This is a genomic window from Chitinophagales bacterium, assembly GCA_040877935.1.
Taxonomy (GTDB): Bacteria; Bacteroidota; Bacteroidia; order Chitinophagales; family CAIOSU01; genus JBBDNB01.
This window is the reverse complement of the sequence record JBBDNB010000057.1, coordinates 1-16148: the sequence shown is the minus strand read 5'-3', so window position 1 is coordinate 16148 and position 16148 is coordinate 1. Positions and strand designations below refer to the sequence as shown.

Below are 16148 nucleotides of genomic sequence, written 5' to 3'. Positions count from 1 at the left end.
TTAAAATGAGTAAAAACCCTTTAAGAACTATTCTGGACAAACTGGAGCCGATTGCAGCAAAAAACAAATTTGCACATACGCTGCATGATGGTATTTCTACCTTTTTGTTCCAACCCAACCTGGTAACCCAAAGTGGCACACATATCAAGGATGGCATGGATTTAAAACGAACAATGGTGCATGTGGTTTTGGCCATGCAATTGTGCCTGATTCATGGGATGGTGAACATCGGACATCAGCACTATGCAGCAATGGGTATGTACCCTGGACTTACTGAAGGACTTATTCCTAAAATAGTTTACGGTCTCTTACAGCTTCTGCCAATAATAGTAGTAGCACATGTAGTGGGGCTGGGCATTGAGTTTGCTTTTGCTGCTAAAAAAGGCCATGCTATTGAAGAAGGCTTTTTGGTCACCGGAATGTTGATTCCATTGATTGTTCCACCGGACATTCCACTATGGATGCTTGCTGTGGCTACTGCTTTTGCAGTAATAATTGGTAAAGAAGCTTTTGGAGGTACCGGAATGAACGTACTGAATGTGGCATTAACAGCGAGGGTATTTCTATTCTTCGCATATCCCACAGAAATATCGGGTGACAAGGTCTGGGTTTCCTACGATTATAATTTTCTACATCAGGGAGCATCGGCACTTTTTGGAGATTTTCTGCATATAAAAGACAATCTCGCACTTGTAGATGGGTTCTCAGGAGCCACCCCACTAGCATTGGCAGCAGAAGGTGGCTGGGGAGCTGTCACAGAACAATATTCCATTTCTGAAATGTTTTGGGGCTTTATACCCGGTTCTGTAGGTGAAATGAACAAACCTGCTATACTTTTAGGTGCAGGGATGCTTATTGCTTCAGGAATTGGAAGCTGGAGGATTATGCTCTCAATGTTTATTGGTGCGGCCTCTATGGGTTTATTAATGAATGGACTGGCACTCAATCCATTTATGGAAGTTCCGGTTCATTATCATTTTATAATGGGCAGTTTCTTTTTTGCAATGGCATTTATGGCAACCGACCCCGTAACCGCAACAGGCACGAATACCGGAAAGTGGATATACGGATTTCTAATTGGAGTAATAGGCATGATCATCAGGGTTTTAAACCCGGCCTATCCTGAAGGATGGATGCTCGCTATACTACTATTAAATGTATTCGCACCATTGATTGATAATTATGTAATTCAAGCAAATATTTCAAGGAGGTTAAGTCGTGCAGCGTAATTCAAATTCATACACAATAATCTATGCTGCTGTATTAACAGTAGTAATAGCCGTTTCACTTTCACTTGCAGCTACAGGCTTGCAGGAAAGACAAAAAAACAATGTCAGGATTGCCACACAAACCGATATTCTAAAATCGGTAGGAAAAGCTGATGTAGAAAACCCAGGGGAATTTTTCGAGAATAATGTCAGGCCAATCGTTATCAACCACAAAGGAGAAGAAGTAACTGAAAAACCAGACGGATCACCATTGGTAGCTACTGAAATTGAACTAAAAGCACAGCGTAAAAAACCCGAAGAAGACAGGTATTATCCCTTATTCATTTATGAATATGATGGTGAGAAATCCTATATTCTTCCATTAAGCGGCAGTGGATTGTGGGATGAAATATGGGGCTATATAGCACTTGAAGAAGATTACAATACAGTTGCAGGAGTATCCTTTGACCACAAAGCAGAGACGCCCGGGCTTGGAGCAGAGATCAAAGACAACGATGAATGGGCAGGTCAGTTCATAGGCAAAAAAGTAATGGACAACGGTAAATTTGTTTCTGTGGAAGTCGTGAAAGGTGAAATCAAAGAACCTGAACATCAGGTGAACTCTATTTCAGGTGCAACAGTTACGAGCAATGGGGTTTCTGATATGATCTACAGAATCAATCAGTATCTGCCTTTTTTTGAAAAACAAAAACCTCAATCATAATGAGTGAAGCAGCAACAAAGCAAAAAGAATCCCTTTTTTCTAAGAAAAATCGAAGGTTATTAACTGACCCCCTCGATGATAATAATCCAATTACCGTTCAAGTGTTGGGCGTATGTTCTGCACTCGCAGTTACGGTGGCATTAAAACCTGCATTGGTAATGGCTTTAGCTGTAGTTGCAGTTTGTGGCTTTGCAAATCTTATTATTGCAACATTGCGCAATACTATACCCAGCAGAATTAGAATGATCGTTCAATTGACCGTAATTGCCTCGCTGGTTATTTTGGTTGACCAGATATTGAAAGCCTTTTCATACGATGTTTACAAACAATTATCAGTGTATGTTGGTCTGATCATTACCAACTGTATTATCATGGGAAGATTAGAAGCCTTTGCTATGGCCAACAAACCACTCCCCTCTTTTCTCGATGGGTTGGGCAATGGAATTGGCTATGGAATTATATTGGTTGGCGTAGCTTTTTTCAGGGAATTGTTTGGAAAAGGAGAATTATTAGGTTTTAAAATATTGCCTGCCGGATATGAAGGCAATGGTTTAATGCTGTTGCCCGCATCTGCTATGTTTCTTATAGGTTTAATGATCTGGTGGCAACGCGGTAGAAATGAGAAACTGGTTGATGTTTCATAAAACTCTTTTAAAAAACACACAAATCGCAAGATAATGCTGGAATACGTAAATATATTTATCAAAGCTGTCTTCATTGAAAATATGATTTTAGCTTACTTTTTGGGGATGTGCTCTTACCTTGCAGTATCTAAAACATTAAAAACTGCTTTTGGATTAGGTTTAGCAGTTATTTTCGTGCTCGGCATTACCATTCCTGTGAATTGGCTTATACACGAGTTCCTACTTAAGGAAAGTGGCTTGTTTGGTGTTGACCTTACATTTTTAAACTTCATTGTTTTTATTGCTGTTATTGCATCAATGGTTCAGTTGGTAGAAATGGTTGTAGAAAAATTCTTCCCTCCGCTATACGTCTCTTTGGGAATTTTCCTGCCATTGATTACTGTAAACTGTTCCATTCTTGGAGGGTCACTCTTTATGGTTTCAAGAGAATATGAATTTGGTCAGGCAACTGCTTTTGGTTTGGGTTCTGGAACTGGCTTTTTCCTTGCTATAATTGGTATTGCTGCGATTCGCGAAAAAATCAAATACTCAAATGTACCTGCCCCTTTAAGAGGTTTGGGAATAGCATTTATTATTACAGGTCTTATGGGAGTTGCCTTTATGGGATTCATGGGAATTAAATTATAAATACAGAAGTCAAATAGATATGGATTTCACAGTTATATTGTTCAGCATTGTAGCATTCCTGATTATATTAATGTCACTGACAGCACTTTTGCTTTTTGCAAAATCTAAGTTGGTGCCTTCGGGAGAACTTACTTTAACCATTAATGGTGATGACGAAAACCCAATGTCTGTATCACCGGGTTCTAATTTGCTTACTGCACTTTCAGAAAAGAGTATTTTTCTTCCTTCTGCCTGTGGTGGAGGGGGTACTTGCGCCATGTGCAAATGCCAGGTGATGGAAGGAGGCGGTGATGTGCTGCCAACAGAAATGAATCACCTCACCCGTAAAGAAGCCTCAGAAAATTGGAGGCTCGCTTGCCAGGTTAAAGTGAAAGAAGACATGAAAATTAAAGTTCCGGAAGAAATTTTCGGGATCAGCAAATGGGACTGCACAGTCAAGTCCAATGATAATGTGGCAACATTTATCAAAGAATTTGTAGTGAAATTACCGGAAGGAGAAAACCTCGATTTTGAATCAGGTGGCTATATTCAAGTTGATGTTCCCCCGATTGAGGTAGATTTCAAAACCGATCTTTATGAAATTCCAGATGAATACAAAGGGGATTACGACAGCTTTGGTATCTGGGATTTGAAAATGAAAAACGATGAGCCTATTTTCAGAGCTTATTCAATGGCCAATCACCCGGCAGAAGGAAATATTGTGATGCTGAATATTCGCCTCGCTACACCACCATGGGACAGAGCTAAAAATGCCTTTATGGATGTGAATCCGGGTATTTGTTCTTCTTTTGTATTTTCAAGAAAACCCGGAGATAAGGTCACTATTTCAGGTCCTTATGGCGAATTCTTTATTAAGCCCACGGACAAAGAAATGGTTTATATTGGTGGCGGGGCAGGTATGGCGCCATTGCGTTCGCATATTTTCCACCTCTTTCATACAGAAAGCACTGATCGCAAGGTTACTTACTTCTACGGTGGCCGTTCCAAAAGAGAATTGTTCTATACAGAGCACTTCAGGGATATTGAAGAGAAGTTTGACAATTTCAAATACGTTGAAGCACTTTCAGAACCGCTGGAAGAAGACAATTGGGATGGCCCCACAGGTTTTATCCACCTTGTAGCTTATGAAGAATATTTGAAAAATCATCCTGAACCCGAAGAAATTGAATACTATCTATGCGGCCCGCCAATGATGCTCAGCGCAGTTCAAAAAATGCTCGATGAATTGGGTGTGCCGGAAAGCAATATTGCTTTTGATGATTTCGGAAGCTAAAAATTATTAATAAAAACATTTAAATTAGGGTTGGTCATTTGATCAACCCTTTTTTGTAAACAATCTCCAGGAATGCGCCTATTCTATTTCATAGTTCTGCTCAGTATGCTTCTCGCCTGTAAGCAGGAGAAGAATGCAGATAAATACATCAATATCAGTGGACACACAATGGGAACCAACTACGCTATACAATACAAAGATAGCCTGCAACGCAATTTCAAAACAGAGCTGGATTCATTGCTGAAATTGGTAAATCGCTCCATGTCCACCTATGACCCGAAATCTGTCATCAGCACTTTTAACAATTCAAGGGCTTCTGTTTTTGAAGTTGATAGCCATTTCGCCAATGTATTTGAAATTTCCAAAAAATTGTTTGCTTTAACTGATGGCTATTTTAACCCTACTGTATTTCCCCTGGTAAAATACTGGGGCTTTGCAGGTGGAGCCAAACCTGAAAATCCCGATTCAGTTATTGTAGATTCACTGCTCCGGCTTTGTGATTTTAGTGCACTTCAATTAATGGATTCATCTAACAGTCATTTTATTTATCGCAGCAGGGAGAACATCACGCTCGATTTTAGTGCTGTGGCAAAAGGCTATGGGGTAGATTTGCTCAGTCAATTTCTAGAAAACAATTCAATTGAAAATTATCTAATAGAAATCGGTGGTGAAGTGCGCTTTAATGGGATCAACCCCAATAATGACAAATGGAGTGTGGGCATTGATGATCCCACATCGGAATTGGAAAACAGGAAACTTATTGCAATTTTAAAAGACAGAAATTCTGCCATTGCTACTTCTGGCAATTACCGGAATTATTACGAGCGAAAAGGAAAATTATATGCGCATATCCTAAATCCCAGAACTGGCTATTCAGAACAATCTTCGATTTTGAGCGCAACAGTTCTAGCTGAAAACTGTGCAGAAGCAGATGCCCTGGCCACTGCATTGATGATAAACGGAAAGCAGCTTTTTGATAAAATATCAAAAGACGAAGTGCTTAAAAAGTCCTATAAAATTTTATTGATAGAGTCGGGTGAAAATCAATTGCAACCCGTATTCAGCAATGAATTAGAGGATAATTTGAATTGGCTAAAAGAATAAAACAGGGCTACTATTGACCTGCCCAACCTTTTTCCACTTCACCGCCTTTACAATCTTCTTCAGGAGCTTTTCCGCAAACCGTACATTCTCCAATCTCATTTTTCAGCATTGGGTTGTTCGTTGCACAAGTACCTTTAAACTCCCCGTCTTTTACCAGCAAAATACGAATGCCGATCAAAGCAAAGGCCAAACCTATAATTCCTATTGACAATAATAATGTAGTGAGTACCATTTTATACCTTTATTCTTACAAATTTAACACTATTACAGCGTTCTTTGTTTTCTAAATTCAAAATTAGTGTTTATGGACAGCCGGGCAAAAGCTTTTTTAAGATTATTAGACATAATGGACGACCTGAGGGAAAAATGCCCCTGGGATAGAAAACAAACCATGGATTCCCTGAGTCCGCTCAGTATTGAAGAGACCTACGAACTGACTGATGCTATCCTCGAAAAAGACATGCCAGGAATAAAGGAAGAAATTGGCGACCTAATGCTGCACTTGGTTTTTTATGCCAAAATAGCGGATGAGCAAAAAGAATTTACCATTACAGAAGTGCTGAATGATTTGTGCGATAAGTTGATTCGCAGGCATCCGCATATTTATGGCGATACTAAAGTTGATGGTGAAGATCAGGTGAAGGAAAACTGGGAACAGATAAAAATGAAGGAGAAAAAAGGGGAGAAAAAATCTGTTTTAAGCGGTGTGCCAATTTCCCTACCCGCATTGATCAAAGCATACAGAATGCAGGACAAAGCCAAACAAGTGGGCTTTGAATGGGATACCATAGAACAGGTATGGAAAAAAATAGAAGAAGAACAAGCCGAACTAAAAGAAGCGCAAGCTAATCTGAATCAAGCCGAAATAGAGGCCGAATTTGGCGACTTGCTGTTTGCAATGGTCAATCTCTCCCGCTATTTAAATATTGACCCTGAAAGAGCATTGGAGCTTACCAATAAAAAATTCAAAAGGCGATTTGAGTTTATTGAAAGTTCAGCTCAAAAATCAGGAGATCAATTGAAGGACATGAGTTTGGAGGAGATGGACGCACTTTGGAACGAGGCTAAATTGGGGGAGTAACTTTTGTAATGAATTTAAAATATAAGCACTACGAAAAAGCAACTTTTAATATTACTAATCGGTTCTTAACTTTGGAATAGGTGTAAAACTTAAGATTTATCAGATTTAAAGTCTCTTAAAACATAAATTCAATAATTATGAGCTTGCAATATATTTCAGACAGTAATGGAAAAACTACTGGTGTGTTTATTCCCATCAAAGAGTGGAATGTACTTAAAGAAAAAATCAAAGACATTGAAGATGAAAACTTTATTGTACCAGAATGGCAAAAAGAAATTGTGCGTGATAGAATTAAAAACACTAAACCAGAAGAATACCTCACATGGAAAGAAATTGAAAAGCAACTCAAAATTTGAGAAATGAAGCACTACTTCAAAGTTCGGTATAATCCTCAGATATATCTCGATATACAAAAAACTGTAGATTATTATCGCAGAGAAACAGGTGACGATAAGCTAGGGATTCGCTTTGTAAAAGCAATAAATAATGCCTTAAAAAAATTGAGATCAACAGCTTTGCTTTACCAGGTTCGATATGACGACATTAGGTTTCTCCCAATTCACCCTTTCTCAATTGTAGCTCATTTTCGTGTGGATAAACAAAAAGCAATTGTTATTATAGAGGCAATCTTTCACAGCAGTGAAGATCCTGATGAATGGAATTCAGTAAAAAACAAATAATGCCTCAGCAAACAGTATCCAAATTACTCATTGGAAGCACATAGAAAAGAATGGCGAAAAAGTGAGCTGCACTTCCACCCATAACAAACAGGTGCCAGATGGCGTGGTTGTATTTCAGTTTATTCCACATATAGAAAACAGTTCCGCCTGTATAAAGCACTCCTCCTGTAGCCAACAGCACCATTCCGGGAGTGGGAAGATTGCTCAGCAAAGGTTCAAATGCAATAATAGCTACCCAACCCATAGCAATGTATAACAAGGTAGATAGTTTATCGAATTTTCCTGTAAAGAATATTTTGAAAACAGAGCCTACAATAGCCACTCCCCAAACGATATACAAAATCAAATCGCCCAGTGTATTGTCCAAAACCAGCAGTGCAAAAGGCGTATAGCTTCCTGCAATCAATAAATAAATAGATACATGATCAAAAACACGCATGACTTTCTTAACCTTATAGTGCGGAATACTGTGATAAAGTGTAGAAGCCAGGTAGAGCAATATAAGCGAAATACCGTAAATCAATGCAGCTGAAATTCTCTTGGAACCTGGTTGTTCTGCCGTGTAATGCATTAAGAAAAAGAAACCAATTATACTAAAAACAGCACCTATACCATGTGTAATGGAATTGGCCAATTCTTCTCCGAAAGTTGATTTTTTTAAATTTTGCACCTTATTGATAAGAACAATAAAGTACCGAAAAGGTTGCCTAAACGCTAATTTCTATATACTATTTTTTCCGTTTTCACATTTCCATCTTCCAGTTCTATTTGCAGAATATAAGTGCCCGACACCTGCTTGTCAAAGGAAATGCTTTTATTATTTGCATTCAATTCTTCCTTAAGTACAACTTGCCCCATTAAATTATAAATACTGTAGCTACTGATCTTCTGATCTTTAGAAACAATTGAAAAACGCTCTGAAAAGGGGTTGGGGAAGATTTTTACTTCAGCTTGCTTTTGCCCAATATCACTAATACCCACCATTTCTGTAGTATCAATATCAGAACTGTCAGAATCAGGATTAAATGAAGAATCTATAGGAGGATAATAGGCAAAGGTAGAATCAAAGTGAATAATCTTGGTGTGGTTTGAAGCATTGTCATCTGCATAAAAAAGCATGGAGCCATCAAATTTGAATAAAAAATCAGCAATGCGCTCATTAAAAGTTCGCTTCCAGACAATGCTGCCATCCACTTTGATTTTGTGCACCAGTTGTTCAAATTCCATTGTAAAGGGATCAATGCCATTACTGATCAACAACAGACTGTTATCAATTTTTGAATATTTTAAAACAACATTGTTTAAGCCATAGGTATTCAGGGGTATTTCCCATTGCTCCTCTAAATCAGCATTCAACTTACTTAAATACAATTGATTGTTTTGATTCCAGGCCAAATATACATTTCCATCATCATCAATTTCCAGGGCATTGGCATAACTTTGATTGATAGAATCCGGCAGCATATAAGCTTCCAGATACATGCCATTGCTGTCAAGATTCAGTAAAAACAAATTTGTATTGGTGAATTTTGTATTAGAATGACCAAGTGCAAGCAAGTTTTTATTATCCAGTCTTTTGATAGACATAATTTCGTCATTCTTTGCACCTTCATATTTATATTGCCATTTGATGTTGTAATTATAATCTATGCAGGTAATAGAAGCCTCCTTATAATTACTGCAGTTGCCTTGTTTGTAATTTACAGCAACAATATTCGACTCCGGTCCAGAATAATAATCTGATGCTTCAAAGTTGCACTGTGATGGTTTAAAAGATGAATATGAGTTGACTAAATTATTTGAATGGTGCGCTAAATTCCCAACATATAAACTGTCTTGTATAGTCACATCTGTATTTGAGGCTACTATAAAAAAACTATTATTGACAGGGTCTCCATAATCAGAAAACCAAAGATTTTCAAAGGAAGTATATGCCCATCCAGTAGTATCAAAATTTTCATCTAATAGTGCTACCATACTTTTTACATTTGTATAATTGTGGGGCATATTATTGCAATCTGAATTTAATACAACAATATATTTATCATGTTCAAAAGGATAGTTTGAAATATAAGTAGCACCTTGTTCACAATAGTGAAGTTCAGACAATACTTTTTCATTAAGCACCTGGGCATTTAAAGCATTCACGCTTGCAAGGATAATAACATGTATAATAAATAGCGAAAATATTCTCATTGTGTGAATTTAAATGTTTTACTTTGGAATGATAAGTTTTATTGCTTGCTATATCAAAAACAATAAGTAATTAACTAACCAATGCATCAAAATTTCTGAACCTTTTCAGTGAAAATCTCACCATTTTCAAGTTCGGTATATATAATATAGGTGCCACTCACCCAGGTACTTGCATCAATATTCAGAATCTTTTGAGTTGCATTTATATTGTATTGCCCAAGTATCTGCCCTGTCATAGTGTAAACAATTACCTGTTCTACTTCTTTATGAGAAGACCATTTCACATATAGATTGTTTGAGAATGGATTGGGATATAAATTGAGTTTAAATTCTTCTTCTTCAATTGTACCAATATTGGTCTCAACATCTTCTAATTCATCAGGATTATCAGAATTCGGATCAAATGAAAAACTATCGGCATCTCCTATTTCTCCAATTGGTGCCTGCAGAGTAATAGAATCAAATTTCACAACATAAACTTCGGGTAAGTGATTTTTATAGCCTGTAAGTATATAGCTGCCACTTTGGATAACTTCAAAATTTCTTAATCTAGCATTCCAGTTCTTTTTCCACAATACATTCCCCTGCATATCTGTTTCCATAAAAAAGGACATGCAAGTATTGTCAATTTCTTCAGAACCCAACATTAACAAAGTATTATGCTCGCTTTTTTGAATTCTGAAATTGCTTCCACCACAAGCACTAAAGTAACTTTGCTGAAAAACTTTATTTCCTTTTAAATTGAATTTTAGGAGTTCAACATCATTCGAGTATCCACTAATATAAATATTCCCAGAATCGTCAGTGGTCAGGCCGTAAGCATAATCCTGTGTTTCATAATCAAGTGATTTGCTAAACAATTCATTGCCATTGCTTCCATACATTACCAGGAAAAAATCAGTATCTCCCCTGTTGTTAAAAGAATTGCTCCAGCCTGCAGAAACTATATTCCCATTGTGATCTATTGACAACTGATGCAACTGATCATTCTTTCCCCCATCAATTTTTTCGATCCAAAGCATTTGTCCGCTTGAATTCAATTTTGCAATAAACGCATTGTAAACTGGTAAGTTACAGCCCGACTTTGAATAAAATCCTGAAATAAGGATATTCCCATCAGCATCTTCCCTTAGATCCGTAACTGTGTTTTTGCAAGCAATCCTATAGCTGTTTTTCCAGATCAATTGTCCCTGAACATTGGTTTTAGAAATTTGTATAGAATCATAATTGAACCCAGCTGTATTTCCTCCCCAAAAAAACAAATTGCCATCTGAGCATTTTCTACTGTAGCCATTAACAGGGGCTTGATCAATTGTAGAAGTACTGTCTAAATTATCATCCAGATAATACAGTTTTGATTGCCAATTGCTGGAATTTACATTCAAATAAGAGCCGGACACGAGGTAAGTACCGGAATCCAACACAACTACACTTGTTCCTTCATCGTAACAATTCACACTACCAAAAGTGTTTTCTATCACGCCAGTAGCACTGCAAAAAAAAGGGAACAATAAAATGAATATTGTAAAGGTTCGGTTCATGTTGTTTGCCTTAAAAACTTTCGGTACATAGCACAAATAAATAAATGTCCTCCTATTGTGCTCTATGAATTTAATTGAACTTTAGCCTAATGTCAATTAATTAAATAGGCGTTCAATAATCGGCACGCACTTATCACAATTAATAGATTTCAATCGCATCATTTTAATCAAATAATAGTACCTATTGCTCCTTTTTACGAAGCTGACTTAAAAAAGTTATCCGGTTAAGGCTGTTTCGATAATTATTCAATTTCTAAAAGCTTTTGTACTATATTTAGGGAAGTGATTTTTTTTATTATATTTTCATCAACAAAACCTAACATTATGATAAAATTGAAACAATTTACTTTCATAATTTTTCTCTCCCTTTTAAACTTGCAGCTTGTTGGGCAAGAAAATCAAGGGCAATTGGATGTCTTAAATCAAAAAATTGAAAAAGGAAATCCTACATCTGAGCTCTATTTTAAAAGAGCTGAAATATACAATGAGCAGGACAATTTTGATAAAGCAAGTGCTGATTATCTAAAAATAATAGATAATTACAATTCAGGAGAAGACAAAGATGCTGATCTGGCTTCAAAAGCCTATTACCATTTAGCTCATGGCTATATGAATATAAATAACGATGAAAGTAACGCCCTTAAACATGCTGTCAAAGGATTGGACATAGATCCCGACCACAAAGGATTACTCAGTATAAAAGCTGAAATACTCTATGGTATGGGTCAAAACAAAAAAGCCTTTGAAATTTATGAATCACTTATATCTGAGCATCCTGACGACATAGAAATTTTAACAGCTTATGCTCAAAAGGCTGAAAGTCACAATCCTGCAAAAGCCAAAGAATTATACGAAAAAATATTAACTGTTGATGCTTCAAATAATGAGGCACTATATTTTCTCGGAATGCATTATGCAAAGCTTTCAAATAGAATGTATCAGAAAGGAGATGACAAAAAACTTGTGCACGAAAAATTGCGGTCAGGTTTGGGATATCTTGAAAAATACCAGAAGCAAAATCCTGATGATGAACAGATTATCTTAAATATCATAACTTTTTACCGTTTTCTTGGAGAGGAGGAGAAAGCTGATAAACTCAGTGAGCAAACTAATTCCGGTCAATAGGAGGTATAAGCAGAAAGCTACATAACTTTCTGAAAGTTAATCAATACGATTATATAATTTATTTTACAAATGTCTTTAAATTTTTCACTAACCTTTTTTATGAATCTGCAAGAGGTAATCTCCAGGTAAGCCCATTGAACCCGGAATATGGAAACACAAAGCGTTTAAATCCTTATCTTCAAGCCTGAATTTAAACCCCAAACTACATGCCGGGAAACAGTTTCGGAGAAATATTCAGAATCACCACTTTTGGTGAATCCCACGGGGCAATGATGGGCGTGGTCATAGATGGCTGCCCGGCAGGACTGGAAATAGACACTGACTTTATCAATACAGAAATGCAAAGGCGCAAGCCCGGCCAATCCAATATTACAACCCAACGAAAAGAAGACGATAGTATAGAAATTGTATCCGGTGTATTTGAGGGCAAAAGCACCGGGACACCCATTGCCATCCTGATTCCAAACAATAATGCCAAGCCCAGGGATTACGAACACATCAAGGAAAGTTATAGGCCTTCCCATGCAGATTTTACTTTTCAGGAAAAATACGGCATTCGCGACTATCGGGGCGGAGGACGGGCTTCTGCCAGGGAAACCGCTTGTCGAGTGGCAGCAGGAGCCATTGCAAAGCAATTTTTAAGAAAATCAGGAATAAAGATCAATGCCTATGTAAGTGCCGTTGGGAATATCAAAGTGCAAAAGCATTATTCCCAACTCGACCTTTCACTAACTGAAAACAACAAGCTGCGCTGCCCGGATCAATCCACTGCCGGGGAAATGGAAGTACTGATCAAAAGCATCAGAAAATCGGGCAATACAGTAGGCGGAGTTGTTACCGGAATTGTACAGGGCTGCCCCACAGGTCTTGGTGAACCTGTATTTGATAAATTGCATGCCGACCTGGGAAAAGCCATGCTCAGTATCAATGCGGTAAAAGGTTTTGAATACGGATCGGGATTTGAAGGCAGTAAAATGTGCGGCTCCGATCACAATGATACCTTTGTGGAAAAAGACGGAAAGATTTCTACCAAAAGTAATTTTAGTGGTGGCATACAGGGCGGCATTTCCAATGGCATGGACATCTATTTCAATGTAGCCTTTAAGCCAGTAGCTACTTTAATGCAGGACCAGCAAAGTGTAAACAAAGAAGGCAAAACTGTAAAAGTGGAAGGCAAAGGCCGGCACGATCCATGTGTAGTGCCACGGGCAGTGCCCATTGTGGAAGCCATGACAGCCCTGGTGCTCGCTGATCATTTATTGCGGAACCAAAGTTCAAAAATAAAATAGACGGATGAAAAGCATGGCTTTACACTGGAAAATAATAATCGGACTGATAGCCGGAATCTGCTGGGCGCTTTTCTCAAGTTGGGTGGGGCTGAGCGAGTTTACCATCAAATGGATCGACCCCTTTGGCACTATTTTCATCAATCTCCTGAAAATGATTGCCGTACCGCTGATTCTCTTTTCTATTATCAGCGGTATTTCCGGCTTGCCCGATACTTCCCAATTGGGGCGGATGGGCATGAAAACCATCGTGGCATATATTGGTACAACCGTCTTGGCTGTCTCAACCGGTCTTTTACTGGTCAATACCTTTCAACCCGGCAAAAGCATAGACCAAGACCAAAGGATTGACAACAGGATCATGTATGAGCTGTGGGCAGCCGAAGAAAACATTGAAGTACTTGACGGCACCTGCATGCTCTGTGATGACAAATATTCAGAAAAGACCAAACGCATCAGGGCATCCGGTGCTTATGCCGAAATGGAAGACGATGTCAAAAAAAGGATGGAAACTGCCGAATCTGGAAAAGAAGCCGGTCCCTTAAAATTCCTGGTTGACATGGTTCCCGGCAATATCTTCCAGGCATTGGGCACAAATACACTTATGTTGCAGGTGATATTTTTCGCACTTTTCTTTGGCATCACCCTTAGTTTTATTCCCAAAGATAAAGCTGCGCCTGTCATTGCTTTTGTAGATGGCGCCAATGCTGTATTTCTGAAAATGGTCGATTTCATTATGCAGGCTGCGCCCTTTTTTGTGTTTGCATTGCTTGCAGGAGTGGTCTCCAAAATGGCGGGCGATAACCCCGCAGCCGTTCTGGAGATTTTCAAAGGCCTGAGCTGGTATTCGCTCATCGTAGTCCTGGGACTGGGCATGTTGATCTTTGTTTTTTACCCGCTTTTTATCAGCATTTGGGCCAAAAGCATTTCCTATTTTGATTTTCTTAAAGGCATCAGTTCTGCACAAACACTGGCATTTTCCACCAGTTCAAGTGCCGCAACACTGCCCGTAACCATGGAATGTGTGGAGGATAATTTGGGCGTTTCACGACAAGTCAGCAGTTTTGTACTGCCGATTGGTGCCACCCTGAATATGGACGGCACCAGTCTTTACCAGGCTGTGGCAGTGGTTTTCCTGGCGCAAATGCACATGGTTGATCTCAGTCTCGGACAGCAATTGACCATAGTGCTTACAGCCACATTGGCCAGTATTGGCTCTGCTGCCGTGCCCAGCGCAGGCCTGGTAATGCTCATTATAGTATTGCAATCGGTGGGGCTCAATCCTGCATGGATCGCCATTATTTTCCCGGTAGATCGCATTTTGGACATGTGCCGCACTACCGCAAATGTAACGGGCGATGCAACGATAAGTACATTGATTGCCCAGTCCGAAGGACAATTCAATCCGAAAACAAACAGACAAACAAATCAATAAACCAATAATCAAATAACTGACATGGAACATTATTTTATTACCGGAAGCTCATCAGGAATAGGAAAAGCCATTTGCGAGCAATTGTTGGAACGCGATAATGTAAGAGTAGTGGGTATTTCGCGCAGCAAAACCATCGAGCACCCCAACTACTGTCATATTTCCCTGGACCTCAGCAAACCCGAAGAGATCAAAAAACTGGAGTTCAACACACTGCAAGAGGCAGATAAAATCGTATTGCTCAACAATGCCGGAACCCTGGGCGATGTAAAGTACCTGGGCGACCAGGACGATGATGCACTGATTGACGGAATAACCCTGAACCTCACAGCTCCGGCAGTGCTTACACAGCGATTTATAAGGGCCTATAAAGATGTAGCAGCAGAAAAAGTGATTCTGAACATGGGATCGGGAGCCGCCCAAAGCCCCTACGATGGCTGGAGTATGTACTGCGCCACCAAAGCCGGACTCGATATGCTTACCCGCGTGGCAAACCTTGAGCAGAAGATCAGAAAGCCCGAGCATCCATTTATTGTCAGGGGTGTGGCACCCGGAATCGTGGGCACCGATATGCAAAAGCACATCCGCTCACTCGATAAAAAGGATTTCAGCAACCTCGACAAGTTCATTGAGCTCTACGAACAAAATGCCCTTTACGGAGTAAATGAAGTTGCCGAGCAATTTGTCATCCTGATGGACAACGCCTCAAAAGTAGAGGATGTGATCGTTAGGATCAGTTTGGAGGAGTAGATTCAGAGGTCAGACGCCAGTGGACGACTCTAAGTCCCGACCACTATCAACAACAATCAAATAAGCAAATAAGCAAATAAGAAAATGTTGAAATAATATGGGGGCGTGCCCTTTCAGGTCGGGCTGTCCGCTCTATCTTTTGGGGCGGAGGCAAAGTGTTGCAAATGGATTTTGGAAATAGCTTCCGCTGGTCGCTTTTCCAAAGCCCGCAACACTAAATTGCCCCGCCCCAAAAGGATGCCGCTACTATCCCTCACGCGGGTTTACGTTTTCAATATTTGATTGCGTTTATGGGAAACATTTGGGATTTGAAATGTCAAGTTGATAATTTGTAAAAAACTTAACTTCACAGATAACACATACACAAAATTAGGTTTAAAATAATCCTCAACTAATTGAAAGTAGCAACTGAATTAAGTAAGAATGCGAATCAAGGGTTGGATATCAACAAAAAAGATGTTGATATAATTCTGTGAA

17 protein-coding genes are annotated in these 16148 nt (G+C 38.9%); 13 read left to right on the top strand and 4 right to left on the bottom strand.

What is annotated here, in order from left to right; all coding sequences use genetic code 11:
• Positions 1-5 precede the first annotated feature (5 nt).
• From WD048_15545 to WD048_15520, 6 genes are all read left to right on the top strand, one after another.
• Positions 6-1229, top strand: a complete 1224-nt coding sequence (locus WD048_15545; GenBank protein MEX0813632.1) for an NADH:ubiquinone reductase (Na(+)-transporting) subunit B — start codon at positions 6-8, stop codon at positions 1227-1229.
• Positions 1219-1932 (top strand): NADH:ubiquinone reductase (Na(+)-transporting) subunit C, encoded by a 714-nt coding sequence (nqrC, locus tag WD048_15540; GenBank protein MEX0813631.1) that lies wholly within the window; start codon positions 1219-1221, stop codon positions 1930-1932. The genes WD048_15545 and nqrC overlap by 11 nt, the downstream gene beginning before the upstream one ends.
• Positions 1932-2576: an NADH:ubiquinone reductase (Na(+)-transporting) subunit D gene (locus tag WD048_15535; protein ID MEX0813630.1), complete on the top strand. Its 645-nt coding sequence runs from the start codon at positions 1932-1934 to the stop codon at positions 2574-2576. The genes nqrC and WD048_15535 overlap by 1 nt, the downstream gene beginning before the upstream one ends.
• A gap of 33 nt (positions 2577-2609) precedes the next feature.
• Entirely contained in the window at positions 2610-3203 is a 594-nt protein-coding gene (gene nqrE, locus WD048_15530) for an NADH:ubiquinone reductase (Na(+)-transporting) subunit E (protein MEX0813629.1), read from the top strand.
• Positions 3204-3222: 19 nt separating this feature from the next.
• Complete coding sequence (gene nqrF, locus WD048_15525; GenBank protein ID MEX0813628.1) at positions 3223-4476, top strand: NADH:ubiquinone reductase (Na(+)-transporting) subunit F; 1254 nt, start codon at positions 3223-3225, stop codon at positions 4474-4476.
• Between the two features lie 72 nt (positions 4477-4548).
• Positions 4549-5580 (top strand): FAD:protein FMN transferase, encoded by a 1032-nt coding sequence (locus WD048_15520; GenBank protein MEX0813627.1) that lies wholly within the window; start codon positions 4549-4551, stop codon positions 5578-5580.
• 10 nt (positions 5581-5590) lie between these two features.
• On the opposite strand, the gene WD048_15515 is transcribed toward WD048_15520, so the two are convergent.
• Positions 5591-5812 carry a hypothetical protein gene (locus WD048_15515; GenBank protein MEX0813626.1) on the bottom strand — a complete coding sequence of 74 codons (222 nt, stop codon included), beginning with the start codon at positions 5810-5812 and terminating at the stop codon, positions 5591-5593.
• Between the two features lie 72 nt (positions 5813-5884).
• Between WD048_15515 and mazG the strand changes: the two genes are divergently transcribed.
• The 3 genes from mazG to WD048_15500 all read left to right on the top strand — a co-directional run bounded on the left by mazG (position 5885) and on the right by WD048_15500 (position 7341).
• Positions 5885-6661, top strand: a complete 777-nt coding sequence (gene mazG / locus WD048_15510; protein ID MEX0813625.1) for a nucleoside triphosphate pyrophosphohydrolase — start codon at positions 5885-5887, stop codon at positions 6659-6661.
• 137 nt (positions 6662-6798) lie between these two features.
• Positions 6799-7017, top strand: a complete 219-nt coding sequence (locus WD048_15505; protein ID MEX0813624.1) for a hypothetical protein — start codon at positions 6799-6801, stop codon at positions 7015-7017.
• 3 nt (positions 7018-7020) lie between these two features.
• Positions 7021-7341, top strand: a complete 321-nt coding sequence (locus WD048_15500) for a type II toxin-antitoxin system RelE/ParE family toxin (GenBank protein MEX0813623.1) — start codon at positions 7021-7023, stop codon at positions 7339-7341.
• A 4-nt stretch (positions 7342-7345) separates the two neighbouring features.
• Here the strand turns inward: WD048_15500 and WD048_15495 are convergent, their stop codons facing one another.
• From WD048_15495 to WD048_15485, 3 genes are all read right to left on the bottom strand, one after another.
• Positions 7346-8011 carry a hemolysin III family protein gene (locus WD048_15495; protein MEX0813622.1) on the bottom strand — a complete coding sequence of 222 codons (666 nt, stop codon included), beginning with the start codon at positions 8009-8011 and terminating at the stop codon, positions 7346-7348.
• Between the two features lie 44 nt (positions 8012-8055).
• Entirely contained in the window at positions 8056-9537 is a 1482-nt protein-coding gene (locus WD048_15490) for a T9SS type A sorting domain-containing protein (protein ID MEX0813621.1), read from the bottom strand.
• 86 nt (positions 9538-9623) lie between these two features.
• Positions 9624-11078, bottom strand: coding sequence for a T9SS type A sorting domain-containing protein (locus WD048_15485; GenBank protein MEX0813620.1), 1455 nt, complete (start codon positions 11076-11078; stop codon positions 9624-9626).
• Positions 11079-11402: 324 nt separating this feature from the next.
• Between WD048_15485 and WD048_15480 the strand changes: the two genes are divergently transcribed.
• From WD048_15480 to WD048_15465, 4 genes are all read left to right on the top strand, one after another.
• A complete protein-coding gene (locus WD048_15480; GenBank protein MEX0813619.1) occupies positions 11403-12203 on the top strand; it encodes a tetratricopeptide repeat protein in 801 nt (266 codons plus the stop codon).
• A gap of 206 nt (positions 12204-12409) precedes the next feature.
• The gene (aroC, locus tag WD048_15475; protein MEX0813618.1) at positions 12410-13492 is read left to right on the top strand and encodes a chorismate synthase; all 1083 of its coding nucleotides are present in this window, start codon (positions 12410-12412) and stop codon (positions 13490-13492) included.
• Between the two features lie 13 nt (positions 13493-13505).
• On the top strand, positions 13506-14924 hold the full coding sequence (locus tag WD048_15470) for a dicarboxylate/amino acid:cation symporter (GenBank protein MEX0813617.1): 1419 nt from the start codon (positions 13506-13508) through the stop codon (positions 14922-14924).
• Between the two features lie 21 nt (positions 14925-14945).
• Positions 14946-15671 (top strand): SDR family NAD(P)-dependent oxidoreductase, encoded by a 726-nt coding sequence (locus WD048_15465; protein MEX0813616.1) that lies wholly within the window; start codon positions 14946-14948, stop codon positions 15669-15671.
• Positions 15672-16148 lie beyond the last annotated feature (477 nt).